The organism is Myxococcaceae bacterium JPH2, from assembly GCA_016458225.1.
In the GTDB taxonomy this organism is placed as follows: Bacteria; Myxococcota; Myxococcia; order Myxococcales; family Myxococcaceae; genus Citreicoccus.
Genome location: JAEMGR010000016.1, coordinates 233,201 through 256,058 on the forward strand (window position 1 = coordinate 233,201; position 22,858 = coordinate 256,058).

Annotated in this window: 22 protein-coding genes; 12 read left to right on the forward strand and 10 right to left on the reverse strand. The window is 70.6% G+C overall.

The genetic code is table 11. The annotated features are described in order from the left end of the window. Positions 1 to 62: 62 nt before the first annotated feature. The 8 genes from JGU66_24225 (at position 63) to JGU66_24260 (ending at position 9,607) form a co-directional block, all read left to right on the forward strand. Complete coding sequence (locus JGU66_24225) at positions 63 to 1,211, forward strand: hypothetical protein (protein MBJ6763890.1); 1,149 nt, start codon at positions 63 to 65, stop codon at positions 1,209 to 1,211. A gap of 31 nt (positions 1,212 to 1,242) precedes the next feature. Next, the gene (locus tag JGU66_24230; protein MBJ6763891.1) at positions 1,243 to 2,655 is read left to right on the forward strand and encodes a chain-length determining protein; all 1,413 of its coding nucleotides are present in this window, start codon (positions 1,243 to 1,245) and stop codon (positions 2,653 to 2,655) included. Between the two features lie 29 nt (positions 2,656 to 2,684). Further along, a complete protein-coding gene (locus JGU66_24235) occupies positions 2,685 to 3,422 on the forward strand; it encodes a CpsD/CapB family tyrosine-protein kinase (protein ID MBJ6763892.1) in 738 nt (245 codons plus the stop codon). A gap of 80 nt (positions 3,423 to 3,502) precedes the next feature. Next, the gene (locus tag JGU66_24240) at positions 3,503 to 4,870 is read left to right on the forward strand and encodes a sugar transferase (protein ID MBJ6763893.1); all 1,368 of its coding nucleotides are present in this window, start codon (positions 3,503 to 3,505) and stop codon (positions 4,868 to 4,870) included. Positions 4,871 to 4,932: 62 nt separating this feature from the next. After that, positions 4,933 to 6,015 (forward strand): YvcK family protein, encoded by a 1,083-nt coding sequence (locus JGU66_24245; GenBank protein MBJ6763894.1) that lies wholly within the window; start codon positions 4,933 to 4,935, stop codon positions 6,013 to 6,015. Between the two features lie 32 nt (positions 6,016 to 6,047). Further along, positions 6,048 to 7,172 carry a GNAT family N-acetyltransferase gene (locus tag JGU66_24250; protein ID MBJ6763895.1) on the forward strand — a complete coding sequence of 375 codons (1,125 nt, stop codon included), beginning with the start codon at positions 6,048 to 6,050 and terminating at the stop codon, positions 7,170 to 7,172. Further along, positions 7,160 to 8,338, forward strand: a complete 1,179-nt coding sequence (locus tag JGU66_24255; protein MBJ6763896.1) for a DegT/DnrJ/EryC1/StrS family aminotransferase — start codon at positions 7,160 to 7,162, stop codon at positions 8,336 to 8,338. The genes JGU66_24250 and JGU66_24255 overlap by 13 nt, the downstream gene beginning before the upstream one ends. Positions 8,339 to 8,404: 66 nt before the next feature. After that, positions 8,405 to 9,607, forward strand: a complete 1,203-nt coding sequence (locus JGU66_24260) for a GNAT family N-acetyltransferase (protein MBJ6763897.1) — start codon at positions 8,405 to 8,407, stop codon at positions 9,605 to 9,607. A gap of 48 nt (positions 9,608 to 9,655) precedes the next feature. On the opposite strand, the gene JGU66_24265 is transcribed toward JGU66_24260, so the two are convergent. The 10 genes from JGU66_24265 to ccmA form a co-directional block, all read right to left on the reverse strand. Then, entirely contained in the window at positions 9,656 to 10,621 is a 966-nt protein-coding gene (locus tag JGU66_24265) for a tetratricopeptide repeat protein (GenBank protein MBJ6763898.1), read from the reverse strand. A 3-nt stretch (positions 10,622 to 10,624) separates the two neighbouring features. After that, a complete protein-coding gene (locus tag JGU66_24270; protein MBJ6763899.1) occupies positions 10,625 to 11,131 on the reverse strand; it encodes a cytochrome c-type biogenesis protein CcmH in 507 nt (168 codons plus the stop codon). Positions 11,132 to 11,505: 374 nt separating this feature from the next. Next, positions 11,506 to 12,681 carry a zinc ribbon domain-containing protein gene (locus tag JGU66_24275; GenBank protein MBJ6763900.1) on the reverse strand — a complete coding sequence of 392 codons (1,176 nt, stop codon included), beginning with the start codon at positions 12,679 to 12,681 and terminating at the stop codon, positions 11,506 to 11,508. Between the two features lie 158 nt (positions 12,682 to 12,839). Next, positions 12,840 to 13,394, reverse strand: a complete 555-nt coding sequence (locus JGU66_24280) for a redoxin domain-containing protein (GenBank protein MBJ6763901.1) — start codon at positions 13,392 to 13,394, stop codon at positions 12,840 to 12,842. Continuing rightward, positions 13,391 to 15,415: a heme lyase CcmF/NrfE family subunit gene (locus JGU66_24285; GenBank protein MBJ6763902.1), complete on the reverse strand. Its 2,025-nt coding sequence runs from the start codon at positions 15,413 to 15,415 to the stop codon at positions 13,391 to 13,393. The genes JGU66_24280 and JGU66_24285 overlap by 4 nt, the downstream gene beginning before the upstream one ends. Beyond that, on the reverse strand, positions 15,412 to 15,897 hold the full coding sequence (locus JGU66_24290; protein MBJ6763903.1) for a cytochrome c maturation protein CcmE: 486 nt from the start codon (positions 15,895 to 15,897) through the stop codon (positions 15,412 to 15,414). Before JGU66_24290 ends, JGU66_24285 begins: the two co-directional genes overlap by 4 nt. Before the next feature lie 6 nt (positions 15,898 to 15,903). Beyond that, complete coding sequence (locus JGU66_24295; GenBank protein MBJ6763904.1) at positions 15,904 to 16,089, reverse strand: hypothetical protein; 186 nt, start codon at positions 16,087 to 16,089, stop codon at positions 15,904 to 15,906. 1 nt (position 16,090) lies between these two features. Beyond that, positions 16,091 to 16,810, reverse strand: a complete 720-nt coding sequence (ccsA, locus tag JGU66_24300) for a cytochrome c biogenesis protein CcsA (protein MBJ6763905.1) — start codon at positions 16,808 to 16,810, stop codon at positions 16,091 to 16,093. 2 nt (positions 16,811 to 16,812) lie between these two features. Beyond that, the gene (locus JGU66_24305) at positions 16,813 to 17,460 is read right to left on the reverse strand and encodes a heme exporter protein CcmB (protein ID MBJ6763906.1); all 648 of its coding nucleotides are present in this window, start codon (positions 17,458 to 17,460) and stop codon (positions 16,813 to 16,815) included. Positions 17,461 to 17,504: 44 nt separating this feature from the next. Then, positions 17,505 to 18,164: a heme ABC exporter ATP-binding protein CcmA gene (gene ccmA / locus JGU66_24310; protein ID MBJ6763907.1), complete on the reverse strand. Its 660-nt coding sequence runs from the start codon at positions 18,162 to 18,164 to the stop codon at positions 17,505 to 17,507. 286 nt (positions 18,165 to 18,450) lie between these two features. Between ccmA and JGU66_24315 the strand changes: the two genes are divergently transcribed. The 4 genes from JGU66_24315 (at position 18,451) to JGU66_24330 (ending at position 22,830) form a co-directional block, all read left to right on the forward strand. Continuing rightward, entirely contained in the window at positions 18,451 to 19,620 is a 1,170-nt protein-coding gene (locus JGU66_24315; protein ID MBJ6763908.1) for a polysaccharide deacetylase family protein, read from the forward strand. Next, a complete protein-coding gene (locus JGU66_24320) occupies positions 19,617 to 21,128 on the forward strand; it encodes an oligosaccharide flippase family protein (protein ID MBJ6763909.1) in 1,512 nt (503 codons plus the stop codon). Before JGU66_24315 ends, JGU66_24320 begins: the two co-directional genes overlap by 4 nt. 106 nt (positions 21,129 to 21,234) lie before the next feature. Then, complete coding sequence (locus JGU66_24325) at positions 21,235 to 21,753, forward strand: serine acetyltransferase (protein ID MBJ6763910.1); 519 nt, start codon at positions 21,235 to 21,237, stop codon at positions 21,751 to 21,753. Positions 21,754 to 21,768: 15 nt separating this feature from the next. Next, entirely contained in the window at positions 21,769 to 22,830 is a 1,062-nt protein-coding gene (locus JGU66_24330) for a glycosyltransferase family 4 protein (protein ID MBJ6763911.1), read from the forward strand. The last annotated feature ends 28 nt before the right edge of the window (positions 22,831 to 22,858 follow it).

Genomic DNA, 22,858 nt, shown 5'->3' on the forward strand with positions numbered 1-22,858 from the left:
CGCGGCGGCAGGCGAGGCGTGGTGGTCGGGCGACGGCGGGCGTGAGGGGACGGAGGGCGACGGTGAGGGGCGAGTGGAAGAGGGCGGTGGTGGTGTGCGCGCTGCTCGGCGCGCCGGCCGTGCACGCATCGAGCGTGGTGCAGCCTCGGCTCCGGCTGATGGCCGAGGAGCGCTTCGACGACGACCTGCAGGTCGGGCCCATGGCGACGGGCGGTCAGCTGATGACCAAGTTCTCGCCGCAGCTGGGCGTGAACGTGAAGGACGAGCGCTCCGAGGTCGATGCGTTCTACGCCGGCGATGTGCTCGCGCGGCATGGCTCGGGCAAGGTGACGTTGGACCACCGGGTGGGCCTCGAGGGACAGCACTGGCTGTCGCGTCGGTTCAAGGTGGATGGCGCCGCGCGGGTGTTCCGGGTGACGGACCCCACGTCGCTGCCGCGCGCGGGCCTGGCGTGGCTGGACGCGCCGACGTTCTATGCGCAGGCCCGGCTGGGCCTCATGGCGCGGCTGACCCAGCGGATGGACCTGCACGCGGGCTACGCGTTCGAGACGACGCGCGTGCTCGAGCCGGGCCGGCTGGGCGGCTCCTCGCACGCTCCCAACCTGGAACTCTGGTACCACGCCACGCGCCGGCTGAGCCTGGGCGCGCAGTACCGCTACCAGGGCTTCTTGTATGCGGGCCGCGACAGCCAGTCTCACGGCGCGTTCGCCATGCTGCGCTACCGGCTGTCTCGTCCCATGACGCTCACGCTGCAGGGCGGGCCCGTGGAGTACGTGGCGCCCGCGGGACAGCAGGGCGGCGTGTTGCCTCGGGTGCAGTTGGAGCTGGCGCGCCACGGCGAGCGCTTCGATGTGGGCGCCACGGTGGGGCATGACCTGGTGGGCGCGACGGGCTTCGTCGGCGCGGTGTGGGCGGACTACGCGTCCATGGTGGTGAACCACCGGTTCTCCGCGCCGCTGTCCGCGTTCGTCTTGGGCAGCTACTTCCGCAACGGGCGGGCGCCGGACCAGTTCTACGGCGAATGGAAGAACACGGTCCACGTGGCCCAGGGCTACGCGGTGGGCGCTGGCGTCGAGTACCGGCTGCGTCGCGGCCTGTCGATGCAGGGCGCGTTCAATCGCATCGAGCAGGTCGGCGTGGCCAACGCGGTGGAGGCAGGGGACCTCACGCGCAACGTGCTGGCGGCCCGGCTCATTTACACGGCTTGGTAGCAGTCAGCGGGAACGGGAGGAGGAGCGGAACATGGAGCGTGGGATGACGGCGGACCAGCTGCTGGCGGCTCTCTGGCGCCGGAAGGCCCTGGTGGGAGCGATCACGGTGGCGGTCTTCATGGTGGGCGCGGCCATCGTATGGACCCGTCCGAGCATGTACGAGGCGACGGTGGTGGTGCGCGTGGAGCCGCAGCGGCCCGCCGAGGAGATGGTGCAGCACACGGTGAGCGAACTCATCGAGCAGCGCCTGCTCACGGTGCGCCAGGAGCTGCTGGCCCGGCCCGTGCTCCAGGAGGCCATCGAGGAGATGAACCTCTATCCGGACATCGTCTCGGAGAAGGGGATGGAGCCCGCGGTGGAGCAGATGCGCAAGGACCTCACCGTGCACGTGGAGGGGGAGACGTCCTTCGAGCTGACGTACGCCAGCCGGGATCCGCAGGTGGCGGCGCAGGTGGCCAACCGGCTGCCGGCCATCTTCTCCGAGGCGACGCTGAAGATTCGCCAGGCGCAGGCCTCGCGCGCCACGCAGTTGTTCCGGGACGAGCTGGGCTCCATGGGCAAGGCGGTGTCCGCGTGGGAGACGAAGATCACCCGCTTCAAGGTGGACCACCTGGGGGAGCTGCCCGAGCAGATGGAGATGAACATGCGCGGCCTGGAGCGCATCAGCGCGCTCATGCAGACGCGCTCCGAGGAGCTGCGCGTGGCGGAGGCCCGGCGCTCGGACCTGGCGCGCGCGCACAACGCGGTGGACAGCGAGGCGGGCCGGTTGGAGGTCGCGCAGGACGGGCTGTCGCGGCAGCTCGTCAACGCGCGCACCCAGTGGACGGACGACCACCCGGAAATCAAGCGCATGCAGAAGGAGCTCGAGGACCTGACCACGCGCCGCAGGGACGCCGAGGGGCGCATGTGGGCCGAGCGGCAGGAGCGCACCCGGGTGGGCTCGCTCATCACCAACGTGCAGAAGGAGATCGAGGACCTTCAGCGGCAGGCCGAGGCGTACCAGAAGCGGCTCGACAACACGCCGCGCTGGGCCCAGGAGCTGGCGGTGATGAACCGGGACTACGAGATTGCCCGGACGAAGTACCAGAGCGTGGTGAGCCGCAAGGTGGAGGCGGAGATCGCCGAGGAGCTGGAGGCGAAGAGCGCGCGCAGCCTCTTCAACGTCATCTCCCCCGCGGGCGCGCCGGTGACGCCCGCGCGGCCGGATCGCCTGAGCGGCATGCTCATCGCGCTGGTCGCGGCGCTGGGCGTGGGCCTGCTCACGGGCTCCGTGCTGGAGATGCGCGACGACAGCCTCCGCGACGGGCTCGAGGTGCGGCAGCGCCTGACGCTCCCGGTGCTGGCGGTGGTTCCGAACATGCAGGGCAAGACGGAGAAGCGGGTGTTGCTGCCCGCGTCGTCTGGCGGTCGCAACAACGTGTCAGCCCCCACCTCGTTGAACTGACGCGCTGGGAAAAGGACGGAGGACGGAAGATGGATCAGACCATGGAGCGGGCGGGGAACTTCCTGCCCCGCGTGGACGACAGCTCGGCGTCGCCCAACTCGGTGGACCGTCGGGTGGTGACGCTGACGGCACCCGCCTCGGCGGCGGCGGAGCAGTACCGGAGCCTGTATTACCGGCTGGAGCGGATGCGGGAGCTGCGGCCGATGAAGGTCATCGCGCTGACCTCGGCCATGCCGGGCGAGGGCAAGACGGTGACGAGCGTCAACCTGGCGCTCGCGGCGGCGCGGGCCAATCCAGAGCGGCGCATCCTGCTGGTGGACGCGGACCTCCGGCGCGGGGGCGTGGCGGGCACGCTGGGCATGCGCAACAAGGGCGGGCTCGCGGAGCTGTTGGCCGGGGAGTGCGAGGTGCGCGACGTGGTGCGGCGCTTCAGCTCCACGAAGCTGGCGGTCATCTCCGCGGGCACGACGCCGGAGGAGCCCACGCAGGTGTTGGCGAGCGCCCGGATGAAGCAGTTCCTCAAGGGCGTGCGGGATGGCTTCGATGAGGTGTACGTGGACCTGCCGCCCACGCTGCCGTTCGCGGATGCGGGCATCCTGGGCCATCAGGCGGACGGGTTGCTGATGGTCATCCGGGCGAACGTCACGCCCACCAAGGCGGTGAACCAGGCGGTGGAGCAGTTGGGTGGCGCGCCGCTGCTCGGGTGCGTGCTGAACGGGGCGGAGGCGGCGAGCACCCCGTACCTGAAGAACTACGTGAAGCGGTAGCACTCGGACTCCCGCCCTCCCGACAGGGGAGGGGGGAGTGGCGGGACCAGCGGCGGACGGCGGGCGGGTCGGGGGAGCAAGTGCTTCGGGTCTTCCATCACTATTTCTCAGCCAAGAAACTCACGTTCTTTCTCGCGGAGAGTTCGGCGATCGCCCTGGCGTGCGTGGCCGGGGCCGCGGTGTGCGCGGCGCTCCTCGCTCCCGCCGGGACGCGCCCGCCTTTCTCGGTGATGTGGCCCACGCTCGTGGGGCTGGGCGCCGCGTTCGTCGTCACCTTCCAGTTCACGCTGTACTTGTTGGACTTGTATGACCTGCGCATCGCCGCGGAGGACCGCGTGCGCGGCTACCGCTTCCTCAAGGCGGCGGGCGTGACGGCGATGCTGGCGGGGCTGGCCATGTTGGTGCTGCCGCTCGCGTTGCCGGTGCGGCTGCCTCCCGGGACGTTGTTGGGCGGCGCCATGGGCGCGCTCGCGGGGACGCTGGTGGTGCGCGTGTCCATCCGCGCATTGGTGGGTGCCCCGGATGCGGTGCTGCTCGTCGGGGATGGCTTGAAGGCCCTGGCGGTGGTGGGCGCCATCGAGGCGGGCGGTGAGGGCGGCTTCCGCGTGGTGGGGATGGTGGACCCAAGGCAGGCGTCCGAGCCGCTGGAGGAGGTGGCTCGCCGGCTGGACGCGGCCTACGTGGTGCAAGCCGCGGACGACATGCGTGGCGCCAACTGGGTGGAGGCGCTGCTGCGGTGCCGACTGGAGGGGCGGCGCGTGTACGACGCCGCGGGCTTCTGCGAGCGCGTGCTGCGGCGCATCCCGGTGCAGTTCCTGCGCGCCAGCGACTTCGCGTTCGCGGATGAACTCACCATGTCGTCGATGCGGCGGGGCTTCAAGCGCGCGTTCGACATCGCGGTGTCGGCGGTGCTGTTGCTCGCGGCTTCCCCCTTCCTGTTGTTCGTGTCGCTGGCCATCAAGCTCGACTCGCGCGGGCCCGTCTTCTATCGGCAGGAGCGCGTGGGGCTGGCGGGCGGCTCGTATCGGCTGTGGAAGTTCCGCAGCATGCGCACGGACGCGGAGAAGGATGGCGCGGTCTGGGCTCGGGCCAATGACGACCGGGTGACGCGCGTGGGCCGCTTCATCCGCCGCACGCGCGTGGACGAGATTCCGCAGGTGTTCAACGTCCTGCTGGGCGACATGAGCTTCGTGGGGCCGAGGCCGGAGCGGCCTGTCTTCGTGGCACAGCTCAAGCAACAGATTCCGTTCTACGGGCTGCGCGAGGCCGTCAAGCCAGGCATCACCGGCTGGGCGCAGATTCGCTATCCCTATGGCGCGTCGGTGGAAGACGCGCGCAACAAGCTGGAGTTCGACCTCTACTACGTGAAGAACGGCTCGTTGTTCCTCGACATGGGAATCATCTTCCACACGGTGAGGCACGTGTTGCTCGGTCGAGGCGCGAGGTAGTCAGGGTGGATGTCCGTGCTCGCGAGGGCCGGACCGTGGTGGCTGGGGAGGGGGGAAGAAGCATGGTGGAAATGGACGTGGATGCGCCGCTCCCGGACGCCTGGAGTGACGAAGACACCCGGCGGCGGCACCACTCACAAGAGCGCAACGAGCTGTTGCAGGCGCCGACGGATCGCCCGACGCGCATCGTGGCCATGGGGGGCGGTACAGGCCTGCCGATGGTCCTGAGAGGGTTGGCGCGGCGCGCGCTGCCCAAGTCGGATGACCCCGGGGTGGACATCACCGCGGTGGTGACCATGAGCGACGATGGGGGGAGCTCGGGCCGGCTGCGGCGCCTGCACGGCGCGCTGCCTCCCGGAGACATTCGCAACTGTCTGGTGGCGCTGGCGGGCGGCAAGAGCGCGCTCAAGGAAGTCTTTCAATATCGCTTTGGCGGCGCGCGGGGCCTGGCCGGACACGCGGTGGGCAACCTGCTCATCGCCGCGCTGGCGGAGCTCAAGGGGGACTTCCTGGAGGCGGTGCGGGTGTCCGCGCAGATGCTGGGGGCGAGGGGGCAGGTGCTGCCGTGCACGCTGGCCTCGGTGCAGTTGGTGGCGCAGATGCACGACCGCACGGAGGTGGTGGGCGAGCGGAACATCTGCCGCGCGCAGGGCCGGGTGCTCCGGGTCAGCCTGAGCCCTCGCTCGCCGCCGCCCGCGGATGGACTGTTGGAGGCCATCCACGCGGCGGACCTCGTGGCCATCGGTCCGGGCTCGCTGTACTCGAGCGTGCTGCCGAACCTGCTGGTGGACGGGGTGGCGCAGGCGCTGCGCGAGTCGCGGGCCCTCAAGGTGCTGGTGTCCAACCTGATGACCCAGCCAGGCGAGACGGACGGCATGACGTGCAGGGACCACGTGCAGTCGGTGCTGGAGCACGTGGGGCCGGTGCTCGACGCGGTGCTCATCAACGCGCACCTGCCCGCCGAGGACGCGATGAAGCGCTATGGGCTGCGTGGCTCGTATGTCGTCGAGTCCAGTCACCGCGAGCTGCTCGCGCTGGGCGTGGTGCCCGTGCAGGCAGACCTCCTGCGCGAGGGGTCCAAGATCCGACACGACAGTCGCAAGGTCGCGTCGTGTCTCCTGAAGATGGCGCGCAGCGGGTTGTAGCGATGCCGGCCCGTCACCACCTTGGGGGCGCCATGACCACTGATGCCAGAGCACTGAGCCCCGCCCCCACCGTTGTCGAAGTTGTCGACCGGGCCGCGTTCATGGCCCTGGAGTCGGAGTGGAACGCCTTGGTCGAGGCGACGGGGCATGAGCTGTTCTACCGGCACGAGTTCGTGCGCATCTGGCTGGATAACTTCGCGGCGGACGGACGGCTGCGCGTGTTGATTCTGCGGGACGCGGACGGAGTGTTGTCCGCGGTGCTGCCGTTGAGGGAGGAGCGGGCCACGCTTCATGGCGTGCCCGTTCGTCAGCTCTCCAGCACGGCGAATGCCCACTCGTGCCGGTTCGACCTGGTGGCGCGCGAGCCCGAGCAGGCCGCAGCGGTCTTCATCGCGCACCTGCGGGGGGTGCGCGGCTGGGATGTGCTTCGGCTGACGGACGTCCCGGACGGCGGGGGTGGCTTCCGCCTGCTGGATGCCGCTCGGCGCTCGGGCCTGCACGTGGGCGAGTGGGCGTCGCTTCACTCGCCCTACATTCCGTTGCCCGCGAAGCGCGAGGTGTACTTCGAGGGGCTGCCCGCGAAGTTCAAGGCCAACTGCCGCCGCCGGCGCCGCAAGCTCGAGGAGAAGGGCCACGTCACGTTCGAAGTGGTGACGGGCGGGCTCGAGCTGGACGGAGCCTTGGAGCAAGGCTTCGCGCTGGAGCAGAGCGGGTGGAAGGGCACGCGGGGCACGGCCATGGCCCAGGACCCGCGCACGCGGGGCTTCTACACGGAGCTGGCGCGCGACGCGTCGTTTCGCGGGCAACTGCGGCTGTACTTCCTGAAGCTGGATGGGAAGCCCGTGGCGTTCCACTTCGGCTTGCAGCACGACGGCCGCTACTTCCTGCTCAAGCCCGGCTACGACGAGCGGCTGGGGGACTGCAGCCCCGGACAGCTCCTCATGGAGGACGTGGTGGGCGCGTGCATGGATCAGGGCCTGCGCGAGTTCGACTTCCTGGGGCCGGACATGACCTGGAAGCGCGACTGGACGGACAAGGTGCGGCGGCACAGCTGGCTGTACCTCTTCAACGACACCCCCTTCTGCCGGGCGCTGTGGGCGGCGAAGTTCCGGTGGATCCCCGCGGCGAAGGAGGTCGTGTCGCGATGGAAGCGCTGAATCCCTCTGGCAGGCTCTACGTTCCGGCTCTGCCCACGCTCTGGCCGCGCATGCTGATGGCGCGCGTGCGTCCTGGAGCCCACCCGCCCTTTGCCTCGCCCAACGTTCGTTACTTCTATTTCGCGCGCAACGCCGTCTGGCTCACGGTGAAGATGCTGGGCCTGGACGCGGGCGAGGTGCTCATGCCCGCCTACCACCACGGGGTGGAGGTGGAGGCGCTCGTGGACGCGGGGGCCACGCCGCGCTTCTACCGCGTGGGCAAGCACTGGGACGTAGACCTGGAGGACGTGGCCCGGCGCGTGGGTCCGAAGACGAAGGCGCTCTACCTCATCCACTACGCGGGCTTCCCCGGTCCGGTGGCGCAGATGCGGCGCCTGGCGGATCAGCACGGCATCCCGCTCATCGAGGACTGCGCGCTGTCGCTCCTGTCCTCGGATGGCGCGGTGCCCTTGGGGACCACGGGGGACGTGGGCATCTTCTGTCTGTACAAGACGCTGCCCGTGCCCAATGGCGGGGCGCTCGTCGTGAATGGGCCGCGGCAGTACAGCCTGCCGGAGCCTCCCGCGCCTCCGTTGGCCTCGACCTTCAGCCACACCGCCTCGGCGCTGCTCCAGAACCTGGAGCTGCGCGGCGGATTCGTGGGCCGGGGACTGCGGCGCCTGGCGCGCGCGGTGGGCCGAGGCACCGTGCGGGCCGCGAGCATCGAGCGGGTGGCCACGGGCACGCAGCACTTCGACCGCCGCCATGTGGACCTGGGCATGAGCCCGCTGACGAAGCGCATCGCGCTGTCGCAAGACCTGGATGGCATCGTCGAGGCGCGGCGCCGCAACTACTTCTTCCTGTTGGGGCGCCTTCGGGACGTGTCGCCGCCGCTGTTCAATCAGCTTCCGCCCGGGGCCTGCCCACTCTTCTATCCGCTCGTCGTGCACGACAAGGCGGAGATGATGGCGCGGCTGCATGCGCGAGGAATCGACGCCATCGACTTCTGGCGGCGCTTCCATCCCGCGTGCGACCCCGCCGAGTTCCCCGAGGTGGCGCAGCTTCGCCGCGACATCATCGAGGTGCCGTGCCACCAGGACCTGTCTCCCGAGGTGATGGCGGACGTAGCGCAGGCGGTGCGGGAGGCGGTGACCGCGGACCAACGCACGCGCAAGCGCGCGGGCTGAGCGGGCATGTCGAGGGTGAGTGGGGAGAGGATTTCTCTCCGGGTCGGGTGGAGTGGAGGCTAGACGGTGATCCGCGAAGACGAAGTGAGATCGGGCCCGCAGTCCGCGCCGTGGTTGGACGTGGCGGCGCTCAGCAACCTGTCGGAGCTGGCGGGGATGCGCGCTGCGTGGGACGAGCTGCTGGATGCCAGCAACGCGGGACCCTTCAGCGCATGGGAGTGGCTCTATCCGTGGTGCCGGCGCATCGTCCCGGACGTGCGCCCGCTGGTGCTGACCGCGAAGGACCGGAGCGGGAGATTGATGGGGCTCTTGCCCCTGCGGCTGGAGCAGCGCTGGGTGGCGGGGATGCGCGTGCGCCGGCTGGGCTTCCTCGGCGAGACGCACGTGGGCAGCGACTACTTGGACGTGGTGGCGCGCCGGGGCCACGAGGCCGAGGTGGCTCGCGCCTTCTTCCAGGTGCTCCACGGGCTGCGCGAAGAGTGGGACGTGCTGGACCTGACGGACCTGCGCGAGGACTCCGCGACGCCGGGAGTCCTGCGGGAGCTGTTCGGTCCGCTCGAGGTCCTCCAGCGCGAGCGCTTCATCTGTCCCTACGAGACGCTCACCCCGCAGGAGCCCTTTGATGCGTTCCTCCGGCGCGGCAGCCGTCGGGACAACTACCTGCGGCGCCGCAAGTGGCTGGAGAAGCAGGAGGGCTATCGCATCGAGCGCTCCGAGGATCCGGGGCAGCTCGCGGGCCCGATGACGGACTTCTTCCGCCTGCACGCGGCGCGGTGGCGCGCGGATGGCGGCTCGCAGGGAATCAAGGGCTCGGGCGTGGAGGCGTTCCACCGGGATGCCACGCAGTTGCTCGCGGAGCGCGGCCGGCTGCGGCTGTACACGATGAAGGTGGGCGGGCGCGCGGTGGCCTCGGTGTACGGGCTCGTGCACGCGGGCACGTTCGTCTACTTCCAGTCGGGGTACGACCCTCGCTGGCACAACCGCAGCGTGGGCCTGGTGCTGGTGGGCGAGACGTTCAAGGACGCCCTGGCCTCGGGTCTCACCGAGTACGACTTCCTGCGCGGCACCGAGCCCTACAAGTCCGAGTGGGTGAGCCAACGTCGGCGCACCATCGCGGTGCGCGTGCACGGCGCCATGCGGGTGGGGCGCTGGTACACGCGCACGGAAGGCTGGGCGCGCCGCTTCCGCGATGGCTTGAAGCAGGTGCTGCCGGCGGACGTGGTGGAGCGCATCCGCCGCGAACGTCGGCGCCGCGCGGCGGTGCACTGAGCTGCACGGTGGGCGCTCTCGAGCGCCCACGTCTTCGCGAAGCGGGCGCTAACGAGCGCCCACTTCGCCGCGAAGCTGGCTGATGGCCGCGCCGAGCTGGGGCGGCTGCATGTTGCGAGGCACTTCGACGGAGAACCGCTCGAAGTGCTCCAGCGCCAGGGCCTTGTCTCCTCGGCGCAGCGCGAGGCTGCCCAGGAAGATGAGCGCCTCCTGCGAGTCCGGCCAGGTGTTGACCAGCGTGGTCAGCTCCTTCTCGGCGCCCTCCAGGTCTCCGTGCGCGGCGGCGCGCAGGACGCCCCGGTGCACGCGCAGCTCCACGCTGAAGGGGTCCGCGGCGAGGCCCTTGTCCGTCACCTTCATGGCCTCCTCGAACTGCTGCGCGCGGATGAGTTCGTGGCTCAGGAGGGACGCGGCCTCCACGTCGCCCGGGTTGGAGGCCAGGCGCTCGCGGGCCTCGTTGAGGGCGGGATCCTCGCGCGGGGCCATGGGGGCCTCGGCCTGGGCCGCGTTGCCCATGGCGCCGGGCATCTTCCCGGTGGCCATCTGCCCGTCGCTGCGCGGCTGCTGCTCGGAGACGAGCAGGTAGCCCAGGCCTCCGAAGAACGTCACCACGCCCGCGCCCCACAGCGCGCCCACGAGCTGCGGGTTGCGCGCGGCCCAGCCCGTGGGGGCAGGCCGGGCGGCGGCGGGGCGCTCGGCGGCGGCGGTGTCCTGGGCGCGGCGCGCGTGCTCATCGCGGGCGCGCAGGGCGGCAGCGGCCTCCTTCTCCAAGCGGGACTTCTCCGCGGCGTAGCGCTCTTCGCCCAGGTGGTGCTTGTCGGACTCGAGGGCGCGGAGCTGATCGATGAGCGACTGCGCGCGCTGGGACAGGTCATCCTGCACGCCGTCGCGCGGGGCATCCGCGTTCGGCGTGGCGCTGCGCTTGCGCTGCATCAGCAGCCAGGCGGCCGCGGCCACGAAGGCCACGACGAGGACGATGATTCCGGGCAACCAGTTCGTGGGCTGCGGCTGCATGGGCTAGCGCTCCAGCTCGCGGCGCACGGCCGCGAGGTACGGGTCGACGTCCTCCGTCGCGGGCGCGGGGGCCGGCGTGACGGGGACTTCAGGCGAGGGCTCGGCGGACGCGGCCACGGCGGGCTCGCGCTTGAGCTGTTTCAGGATGAGGACGAGGCCTCCCGCGACGAGCGCGACAGGCCCCAGCCAGACGAACCAGTTGAACCCCTCCGCGCGGGGCTCGAGCAGGACCCACTCGCCGTAGCGGGCGACGAAGTAGTCCATCACCTCGGCGTCGCTCTTTCCCTCGGCCACCAGCTCCCGGACCTTGTCGAGCTGGGCACGGGCCATGGACGACGGGCTGTCTGACACGGACAAGCCCTGGCACACCGCGCAGCGCAGGTGCTTGCCCAGCGATTGGACGCGGGCCTCCAGCGGCGGGGCGAGCGGGTCGCTCGCGGCCTGCTGGGGGGCGAACTGGCCGGTGGCCAGCCCAAGGGCGAGGGTCAGCGAGAGGAGGGCGGAGGTCATCGGGGCTCCCGGGAGCGCTCCCTACGTACCGCTGTCCGCCGGGTGTTGGACAGCGAAACCTGGGCGGGCCGTGAGGCCAGCCACCCGTCCAGGCGGAAGGCCGGAGGCGCGCCGGGGCGGCGATGGAGACGGGCATCCCCCGCGCGTCGGCGCCGTGCTCGGACTGTCCATGGGCTTCCCCCCTACCTGGGCCGGACGTCGAGGCGTCGCGGCGGAGGCGAGGGTAGTGGCGCATGGGGAATTCCCCAGCAGGTGTCCCCGCGCGCACGGGCGCATCTGTTGGTTGGAGAAAGTGGAGGAGACCTGTCAGGTCCCCCAGCGGACTCGGAGGGCGCCAGGAAGGGCAGCGAGCCGTCGGCCGCTGGATGGCGGCTTCAGCCTTCCTCGGTGTCCATCTCGGGTGGCGGCGCGCTCTCCTCGCGAGCCATGGCGAGCCGCAGCGCGAGGAAGCCCACCGCGCCCAGGCCGAACACGAAGGCGATGGGGCCCAGCGCGATGCGCATGTTCACGAGCGCCCACAGCAGGCACACGCCCACGGCGCCCGCGGGGACGAAGCGCAGCCACGCGGGCCTCGCCACGTCGTCGTGCAGCGCGGCGAGGAGCAGCACGGCGAGCAGCGCCAGCTCGGGCACCAGCGAGCCGGGCAGATCCCAACCCGCGTCCATCGCGTCGAATCCCCCGGCGCTGTACAGCGAGTCATCCGAGGCGCGCGGCGGCTCCACCACGCGCAGCTCGGGAGGCACCGAGCCACGCCCCGGCACCGGCGCGTTGCTCACCGTGGCGCTGCCGCTCGCGCCCCGCGTCCACGGCAGGTACATCGTGCCCAGGCACAGGGCCACGCCCGCCAGGGCCACCACGGCCGGGAAGCGCACCAGCCGCTGCGGCTCGAAGTAGCGCCCCACGCCATCGGGCCCCGCGTACACCTTGCGGTACTGATCGTGCGCGACGAGTCCCGCCCCCGCGATCCACAAGAGCGGCGTGAAGCCGAGGCTCAGCGAGCGCAGCGCCAGCGCGGCCAGGAGCAGGGCGTAGCCCGCGGCGACCTCGGAGCGCATCAGCGTGAGGGGCACCCACTCCACCCAACCCGGCCGCTCCCCCGCGACGCGCAGCTCGCGCGCCACCAGCACGACGCCACCGAGCACCGCCAGCGCGCCGCCGGCGATTCCCACGCTGGAGAAGAACGGGAGGATGCCCAGCACCACCGCGCACGTCACCAGCCCCACGCCCACGATGCTGGGCGAGTGTGCCGGCACGTCCCTTAGCCACCGGGGCCCGTCGAAGGGGAGGGGGTTGGCGCCAGGGTTGGTGTCCTCGCCTTCGTCGACGGGAGCCATGCCCGGCCGAGCCGCGCCCACCTGGGAGGGGCGCGCGTGCTCCTCGGCCTCTTCGATGATCTCCGAGGCGTAGGCCGGCTCCTCGACGGGGCGGGCCGCGCGGATCGCCGTGCGCGTGCGGGTGGGCGCCTGCGACACCGGCATCTTCGCGCCGCAGTTCTCGCAGTACTTCAACCGTGCGTCCGTCGCGTTCTCGCCGCACTCCGGGCACCGCATGCTGGCCGACCTCGTCGCAGGGAAGGGGACCATCGCGGCCGCCCTCATCGCGGAACGGTTGGCTTACTCGGATTCTGAGCGGGAATCGAGGCGCCTCGCGCACCCGCGCTGGGCGACGGCCCTGGGTAGGGACGCGTCGCACCTCGCGCGGGGCGGGGTCAGTGCGACTCTGGGGCCGGCGTGGCGGTGGCCTGGGCCGTCAGCTGCTGCAGTCGCGTCGTGAGCGTCTGCGGGTCGATGGGGCCCACGTGCTTGCCGTGAATGATGCCGTTCGGATCGATGAAGTACGTCTCCGGCACGCCCGCGACGCCGTAGTCCACGGCCATGCGCGAGCGGGGGTCCACGAGCTGCGGGAAGCTGGCGCCCATGCGGGAGAGGAACTCGCGCGCGTTGTCCTCGGTGTCCTCGAAGACGACGCCGAGGAACACCGCCTGCGAGCCGTACTCGCGCGCCCCCCACTCCAGCACCGGGTGCTCCTGCTGGCAGGGCCCGCACCACGACGCCCAGAAGTTGAGCACCACGGGGCGGCCCTTGAGCTCCTCCAGGCTGACGCGCTCACCAGTGTCGAGCGCGCGCAGGGTGAAGGCCGGAGCCGGCTTGCCCTTGAGCATGAAGGGCACCTCGTGCGGATCCCGCCCGAAGCCCTTGAAGAGGACGAACAGCAGCGCCGCGCACACCGCCACGAAGCCGAGCGTGTACTGCCAGCGCTTCATGCGGCACCTCGCTCGGCGTCACCCGCGACGGGCGGACCCGCGCCCACCACCGGCGCGGGACGGGCCGCCACCGCGGCGGAGCGGCGCTGCGGCCACAGCGCGATGAGCGTGCCCACCAGCAGGAGCGGGATGCTGTACCAGATCCACCCCACCAGCGGGAAAACCCACACGTTGAAGCTCGCGGTACCGGCCTGCTCGCTGAAGGCCATGAGCGACATGTAGAAGTCTTCTTTGACGGACTCGCGCACCGCGGGCGTGCCGATGGGGTCCGTGCTGCGCTCGTAGTAGTTCATCCGAGGCCGCAGCTCCGCCACCGAGCCGTTGGGCGCCGTCACCTCGACGCGCGCCGCGACGAAGGTGCGGTGGGGCTCCTCGCCGCTGGACAGGCCCAGGTACTTCATCTGGTAGCCGCCCAGGTTCATCGTCTGGCCCAGCCGGAGCGTGCCGGACGTGTGCTCCACGTACGACGACGACGCGGCCACCGCGACGATGATGACCACGATGCCCAGGTGCACCACGTAGCCGCCGAAGCGCCGGCGCGCCTTGCTCGCCGCCGTGACGAGCGCCGTGCCCAGGCCTTCCTTGCGCTCGCGCATGCGCACCGTCACCGGCAGCGCCAGCTCGCGCAGGGTGACGACGGTGACGAAGCCCGCCAGGCCGAACGTGAGCAGCGGGTAGACGCCGCGCAGCCCCGCCGCGAGGCACGCCCCCGTCACCACGAGGCCCACGAGGGTGGGGATGATGAACTGCTGGCGCAGCGTGGCCTTGTCCGGCGTGCCCCAGGGCAGCACCGGGCCCACGCCCATGAGGAAGAGCACCGCGATGCCACCCGGCACCGCCATCTTGTTGAAGTACGGCTCGCCCACGCTCACGCGGATGCCGCGCACCGCCTCGGACACGAGCGGGTAGAGCGTGCCCAAGAGCACCGTGAAGGTGATGGCCACGAACACCAGGTTGTTCACCAGGATGCTCGCCTCGCGCGAGGCCAGCGACGTCAGCCGCCCCTCGGGGATGAGCAGGTGCCCGCGCGCGGCCAGCAGGCCAATGCACACCACCAGCAGCACCGCGATGAACACCAGGAACGTGGGCCCGATGTCCGACTGGGTGAAGGAGTGCACCGAGTTGAAGATGCCCGAGCGCGTCATGAACGTGCCCAGGATGGTGAGCACGAAGCTGGCGAGCGCGAGGCTCAGCGTCCACAGCTTCAGCATCCGCTTGCGCTCCTGCACCATCGTCGAGTGCATGAACGCCGTCGCCGTCAGCCACGGGAGGAAGGACGCGTTCTCCACCGGATCCCACGCCCAGTAGCCGCCCCAGCCCAGCACCGCGTACGCCCACCACGAGCCGAGGATGATGCCCACCGAGAGGAACAGCCAGGCGACCATCGTCCAGCGCCGCAGGGGCGCCATCCACGCCTCGCCAATCTCGCCGCGCAGGAGGCCCGCCACCGCGACGCCGAAGGGCACCGTCATGCCCACGTAGCCCGAGTACAGCATGGGCGGGTGGATGATCATCAGCACGTGGTTCTGCAGGAGCGCGTTGGGGCCCGGCCCGTCCGCGGGCACCGGCGACATGGCGCCCCAGGGGTTGGCCGGCCCGGCGATGAGGAACGCGAAGAACACGCCCACCGCCAGCATGGTGCCCAGCGCCAGGGACATGTACCGGGCGTGCTCGCGGCGATGGATCCACGCGAAGGCGCCCACGTAGACGGCCATGATGAAGCCCCAGAAGAGGATGGACCCCTCCAGGGCGCTCCACAGCGACACCACCGTGTACACGAGCGGCGTGGCGCGGCTGCCCACCTGGGCCACGTACTTCACGCTGAAGTCATGCGTGACGAGCGCGTACACCATCGTGGCGTTCGCACCCACCATGCAGGCGCAGAAGCCCCAGACGGCGCGCATCACCCAGGGGAAGCCCGCCTCGGTGCGGCGCATGCCGGTGACGAGCCCCACCACCGCGCCGAAGGCCGCGAACGCCAGGCCTCCGAGCACCAGGGCATTTCCAATCGCGCCGTTCACTTCGCCCCCGTCGCGGCGGCGGTGGTGTTCTCCGACAGCGTCTCCTGCCACTGCCGCGGAGCCTCGCCCTCCTTGGGGGCGCGGTACTCGTTGGAGTGGTTCACCATCAGCCGGTTCGAGCTGAAGACGCCCGAGCGGTCATACGTGCCCTCCACCACGACGCCGATCTTCTCGCGGAACATCTGCGGCGGCGTCTCCGTGGAGCGCACGAGCACGCTCTGCGCTTCGGGCTTGGGCCCGTCCGCCACGCGGAACTCGAGCGTGGTGTGCTGGGCGTTCCACTGGATGCTGCCCGGCTGCACCACGCCGCCCAGGCGGATGGTGGCCGAGTAGGCCTTCTCGCCGTTGGACAGGAGCTCCGAGGGGCTCCAGTAATAGACGAGGTTGTCGCCGATGTTGCCGAAGGCCACGAAGGCCAGACCGCTGCCGGCGACCAGCAGGGCCACCACGGCGACGAGTCGGTTGCGAAGGGCGGGCGTCATGGGGGCTTACTCCTTGGAACCAGGCGGGGTGCGGGGACGGCGCATCCACAGCGAGAGCGCGTACAGGGCCAGGGCCGCCCAGGTGATGCCATACGAGGTCCACACGTAGCCCCAGCCGCCCTGGATGCGGCCCGCGCCCACGGGGTTCGCGGCGGCCTGGGCCAGCACCAACAGTGTCGAGAGCGAGGTCATGTCAGGCCACCACCTTGGGAGTGCCGCTGTTGCCGCGCGTGGCGGGGTCGTCGGTCGGGAGCGCCTCGGGCAGCGCGACCTCCGCGTTCCGATCCGCCAGCGCGATGAGGTAGCGGCGCGAGATGAAGACGATCATCAGCGCCAGGAACGCGAACGCGCTCACCCGCAGGGGGAGCACCATCAGCGGATCCACCGTCTTGGGGCTCGACTGGACCTGATGGAGGCTGCGCCACCAGCGCACGCTGAACCAGACGATGGGCACGTCCACCGCCGCGATGATGCCCACCACCGCGCTCCAGACGGCGCGCTTCTCCGGATCCTCCACGAAGCGGCGCAGCGCCAGGTAGCCCACGTACGCCACCAGCATGATGGCCGCCGTGGTGATGCGCGGATCCCACGTCCAGTACACGCCCCAGGTCGGCCGGCCCCAGATGCTGCCCAGGAGCACGCCCACCGTGCCGAACAGGAGGCCCACCTCGGCGCTCGCCTCGGCCATGGCGTCCGTCTTCCAACTCGGCTTGAACAGGTACGTCACCGAGCAGCAGAAGTTCAGCGTCAGCGCCAAGAGCGCCATCCACACCGCCGGGACGTGCACGTACATGATGCGCTGCACGTCGCCCATCTCCCGGTCAGGAGGCGCCCAGAACAATCCCAGGTAGGCGCCCGCCGCGAGCAGCACCACGGCCACCACCGGCAGCACCCTGTGCAGTTGCTTTCCCATGCTCAGTCCTCGATGACCTTCGGGAACAGGAGGAACCCCAGCCCCCAGTAAATCAGATTGAAGCCGCTCAAAAGCCCGAACCATGAGCCCAGCTGATGCATGGGGTCACCCTGGAGCACGAGCGTGGTGGCCTTCGCGGCGGCCAGCAGCGACGGCACGATGAGCGGAAATAGTAGCAGAGGCAGCAGCACGTCCCTCGCCCGGGCGTTCGACGCGATCGCCGAGTAGACGGTCCCCGGCGCGGACAGGGCCAGACAGCCGAGCATCAGGGTGAGGCCCAGGTCGCCCAGGCCCAGGACAATCTTGACCCCGAACAGGGCCACCATGACGGGGACGAGCACGATGCCCAGCACCACGAGCAGGGCGGTGTTGCCCAGGGCCTTGGAGAGGAAGATGGCGCGGGCATCCGCGGGGGCCAGACGCACCCCGTCAAGGCAGGCGTTCTCGGCCTCGACGCGGAAGGACTCGCCCAGCGACAGTACGCTGGCGAAGAGGATGGCCAGCCACAGGTAGCCGCCCGCGTTGCGCTCCAGGAGCCGGGTGTCCGGCCCGAGCGCGAAGGAGAAGAGCAGCAGGGTGGCCATGGCGAAGAAGACGAGCGCGTTGAGGCGCGCGCGCGTCCGCCACTCAATCAGCAGGTCCTTGCGCATCAGGACGAGCGTGGCCCTGAGGACGCCGATGGGACGGGGCGTGCTCACGCGGCCACCGCCCGGCCATCCTGCAGGTGCAGGCGCTCCTCGCACAGCGTCATCCCCTGCTCGATGAGGTGGGTGGCCAACACCACGGTGACTCCCGCGGACTTCAGCTCGGCGATGAAGCCCTCCATGTCGCGGATGCCGGCGGGATCCAACTCGCCGAAGGGCTCGTCGAGCAGCGCCAGGGTGGGCTTCTTCATGAGCAGACGGCCGATGGCCAGGCGCTTGCGCATGCCGGCGCTGAAGTGCCGCACCGGACTGTCCGAGCGGCGCGTGAGGCCGACCTTGGTGAGCAGCGCGCGCGCGGTGTCGTCCGGGGACTCCAGGCCGAGCAGCCGACCGAGCACCACCAGGTTCTGGTGCGCGCTGAGGTCCTCGTAGAGAAAGCTGGCGTGGGAGAGCAGCCCCACCTCGCGACGCACGGCGTCTCGCTCCGTCACGCTGTCCCGCCCGAGCACCTGGACCTGGCCCGCGGTGGGGCTGAGCGCGGTGGCCACCAGTCGCAGGAGCGTCGTCTTGCCGGAGCCGTTGTGGCCGGTGAGCAAGAGGGAGCGGCCCGCGGGCAGCGCGTACGTGAGGCGCGCCAGGGCCCAGGTGCGGCCGTAGCGCTTGCTCACGTCGTGGAAGGCGAGCGCGGTTCCGAGGGAGGGAGGGGGCATCGGCGGGGGCGTTCGTAGCCTTTTCTCGGACTGTCCACCAGTGAAACCCAGGCGGGCGGCCAGGGGGAGGAGCGTCCGGGTTTCTGTCCGCCATCAGCCCCAGCCACGGTTGAAAGCTTTTCCTCTCGTGGGGTCGCGCGGGGCATGGCGCGGGCAGGTGGGTATCCGTGTGCATCGGCGTGTCATGCCCGCCGTGAGAGTAGGGAGCTGTGGCACTCGCCATGCACACGGAGCGCGCGCTGGGGCGCGGTTCAGCGGATGGGGCTCTCGGGGAGGGGGCGGGCACATGGGGGGGACGGTGTTGCGGCGGGCGGTGAAGGTGGCTGCCGCCGGGATGATGCACTACAGCGGGATGCGCAGGGCGTTGGCCACCTACCAGCGGATCCGCTCGGGTGGACGGCGCATCCTCATCGTCAGCTACCACCGCGTGGTCAGCGATTTCACCGGCGAGCTGCAGCGCTCGATTCCCGGTCTGCTGATTTCCCAGGAGACCTTCCGCAAGCACATGGAAGGGGCCCACGCCGCCGGCTACGAGCTGGTGAGCATTGGGGACGCGGTGGATGTCATGAGTGGCCGACGCGCGGCGAAGAAGGACCTGTGCGTCGTCACGTTCGATGACGGCTATCGCGATGTCTACCGGTACGCCTTTCCCATCCTCCAGCAGATGGGCATCCCCGCCATCATCTACCTGCCGACATCGTTCGTGGGGACACGGCGGCGCTTCAACCACGATCGCCTCTTCCACCTCCTGCGCCGCGTCCAGCAGCGGCGCTACCGCCCCGTGTTCGACGCGCTCCCGGCGCCCGCGTTGGACCTGCTCGGCCCGGTGCATTCGGGCACCAAGACGGTGTCCGCGGCCCTGGATGACTTCATCAGCGAGCACCCCACACATGTGCTCACCGACATCATCGACGCGCTGGAGAAGCAGCTCGGCGGGGGCCCGGAGCTGACGCCTGAGCAAGGCGATGTCATGGACTGGGACGAGGTGCGGCGCATGGCGCGCGCGGGCTTCGAGTTCGGCGCGCACACGCAGGGCCACACCGTGCTGACCCTGGAGCCCACCGCCGTCGTCGAGCAGGAAGTGCTCGAGTCCAAGCGCGCCATCGAGCGCGAGGTGGGCGGTGTCGTGCGGGACTTCGCGTACTGCAATGGCTGGTATTCGGATGAGATCATCCGCGTGCTGGCCGCGCACGGGTTCCGCTCCGGCGTCACGACCGAGGACACCCCCAACCGCATCGGTGGGGATCCCTTCACCCTGCGCCGCAAGGTGATGTGGGAGAACTTCAGCGTGGGCGTGCTGGGGGACTACTCGTCCGCGCTCACGGTGTGCCAGCTGGATGACTGCTTTGGCGCGCTGGGGATGAACCACCCGGTGCCTGGACGGCGCCCGCAGGCCATGGCGTCGCTGGCGCAGATTCTCCGGCCAGAAGCGGACCCGTCCGAGGACCTGCCGTGAGTGAGACCGCCGCGCCGGAGGCCTCGTTCCTGGGGCGCGCCGGTCCCCTCGTGCTGGCCCGCCTGTTCACCGCGGGGCTGACGCTGTCCATCCCGTTGGTGCTCGCGCGCGTCCTGCCGTTGGACGAGTACGGCACGTACTACCAGCTCTTCTTGGTGGCCACGACGCTCTACTACGTCCTGCCATTCGGGATGGTGCAGAGCCTGTATTACTTCCTGCCTCGCGCGGAGGAGCGGCGGCCGTACCTGGGGCAGGCGTTGCTGTTCGTCACCGTCACGGGGCTGCTGGGCGCGGGGCTCGTGTGGAGCCTGCTGGGCCGCGTGGCGGACGCCTTCCACAACCCGGCGTTGATGGACCACCGCGGGCCACTGGCCGCCTACACCGCGCTGCTCCTGGGCAGCTATCCGCTGGAGGTCTCGCTGACGAGTCAGGGGCGCACGCGGGCCTCGGCCGTCGTGTACCTGGCCTCGGACGCGGTGCGCGCGCTGGTGATGGTGGTGCCGCCCCTGCTGGGCTACGGGCTGCACGGGTTGATGTTGGCGGTGATGGCATTCGCTGGCGCGCGCTACGTCGCCACGTGGGCAGTGGCGCTGCGAGGCGCGCGGGGGCCCCTGGTGCGAGCGAGCCTGCTGCGCGCGCAACTGGCGTACTCGGCGCCGTTCGGCGCGGCCATGCTCCTGGCGATTCCGCAGCAAAACGCGCACCTGTACGCGGTGGCGGGCGCTGTCGCGCCGGCGCTCTATGCGCTGTACCGCGTGGGCTGTTTCCAGCTCCCGGTGGTGGACCTGCTCTACACGCCGACCAGCGAGGTGCTGATGGTGCGGCTGGGGGAGCTGGAGCACGCGGGGCGGCTGGAGGAGGGCGTGGGGGCGTTCCGCGAGGCGTCTGGGAAGCTGGCCTTCGTGTTCCTTCCCTTCGCCGCGTTCCTGTTCGCCGCCGCGCCGGAGTTCATCTCGGCGATGTTCGGCCAGAAGTTCCTGCCCGCGGTTCCCATCTTCCGGGTGAGCGTGCTGGGCGTGGTGCTGTCCGTCCTCCCGATGGATGGGACGCTGCGCGCTCGAGGCATGACGCGCGCCATCTTCGCCTCGTACTTCGTGAAGGCCGCGGTCACGGTGCCGCTCCTGTGGGTGGGCGTGCGGCGCTTTGGAATGTTGGGTGGCATTGGCGCCTGGGCCGTGGCCGAGGTGGTGGGGAAGACCCTGCTCCTGGCGCGCGTGCCGGCGGCCCTGTCCACGGCCGAACACCGGCTGCGCCTGTGGGACGTGCTTCCCTGGTCGGAGCTGGGCAAGGCGTCGTTGGCCGCGGGCGCGGCGGGCGTGGGCGTCTTCGTCCTCCGGGCGGGCGTGCACGGGGCCTGGCTGAAGCTGCCCGAGGGTTTCTTCTGGCGGGTGCTGCCGCTGGGGATCGCGGGGGTGCTGTTCCTCGCGGGGTATGTGGCGGTGCTGTACGCCACGGGGGTTCGGCCGCTGAGTGCGTTGGCGGCCTTGAGGACGCGGCGCGCGCAGTGAGCGCCGAGGAAGGGTGGAACTGGGGAGGACTTCCCTCTCCAGGGGTAGGTACCTAGGTTCCCGGCCATGGTGGCGACGGGGTGAGGGTCAGGGCGAGGGAGGCGTGATGGTGTTGCAGGCGATGACGCTGTACAGGGTCGCACGCGCGTTGCGGAATCGTGGAGTGCCACTGTTGCCAGCCGTGGTGCGCAAGCTGAATTACTACCTGCACAGCTCCTACATCCCAGAGCAGGCGGAGCTGGGGGACGGAACGCAACTGGGTTACGGCGGTATCGGGGTTGTCATTCATCGGGCGGCGAAGGTGGGCAAGCACTGCCTCATCTCGCAGCAGGTGACGTTGGGCGGACGCTCGGGGCTCGTGGGCGCGCCGATCATCGGGGACTACGTGCGCATCGGCGCCGGGGCGAAGATTCTGGGGAACATCCGGATCGGCGACTTCGCGGTGATTGGGGCGAACGCCGTGGTGTTGAAGGACGTGCCCGCGGGCGCGGTGGTGGCGGGGGTGCCGGCGAAGGTCATCCGGCAGGACCCGGATCCGCTCACCAGCTACCAGCGGGAGATGGGCTTGTTGCCGCCGCGTCCCAAGCTCACGCCGGTGCCGGCACCGCAGGCCTCGGCCCGATAGGGAAGGGACGCCAACATGCGCGTGCTCCTGGTCGGTGACCATCCGCCGCCGTATGGCGGAGTGGCCATCCACGTCCGCCAGCTCTTGCAGTACCTGCGCGGTCGCGAACTCGAAGTGAAGGTGCTGGACATTGGAAAGGGCGGCCGGCCGGCTCCGGACGTGATTCCGGTGCATGGCCCCGCGCACTTCGGGCTGCGGCTCGCGGGTTTCGTGGCGGGCGGATGGACCCTTCACCTGCACACCAGCGGCAACAACCCGAAGTCATGGGTGCTGGCGGGCATGGTGGGGGGGCTACCGGGAGGGCGCGCGCCCCGCGTCATCACGCTGCATTCGGGGCTCCTGCCGGATTACCTCCGCGCCTCGTCCGCGCGGCGGGTGCTGGCGGGGATGGCGCTCGGGGGATACGCGCGCGTGGTGGCCGTATCCGGCGCGGTGCGGGATGCGGTGGTGGCGTGCGGCGTGCCGGCGCACAAGGTGTTGGTGCATCCGGCGTTCTGCGCATCACAGGTGAGGGCGGGCGCGGTGCCGCCTCGGGTGGAGTCCGCGCGCGCTCGGCGCAGACCGCTCCTGGTGATGGCGCACCATCCTTCGCCTGTGTACGGGCGGCGGCTGGCGTTCCAGGCGCTGCGGCGGCTGGTGGATGAGTTGCCGGACGTGGGGTTGGCGGTGTTCGGTCCGGGCACGCGCTCGGAGGAGTTCCGCCGCGATGCGCGCGAGACGCGGGTGGCCGCGTATCTCGAGGACCTGGGCGAGCTGGAGCACGAAGCCGCGCTGGGGCTCATGTCCCGAGCGGACGCGTTCCTGCGGCCCACCACGCACGATGGGGATTCCATCTCCGTGCGGGAGGCGCTGGCGCTCGGGGTGCCGTGCGTGGCCAGCGACGTGTGTCCCCGTCCGGTAGGGACGCGCGTGTTCCAAGCGGACAGCGCGCGAGACCTGGCGTTCCGCGTGCGCGAGGCGTTGGACGCGGGGCCGCCGCGTGTCGTGTCACCCGATGCGGGGCCCGTGCTCGAAGCGCTGTACGCCGAGCTCGCGACGGGCCGGACCGAGCGGGCCGGGGCAGCGCCCGCGGTGTGAACGGACTTTCCCATCAGGACCCGGAGGC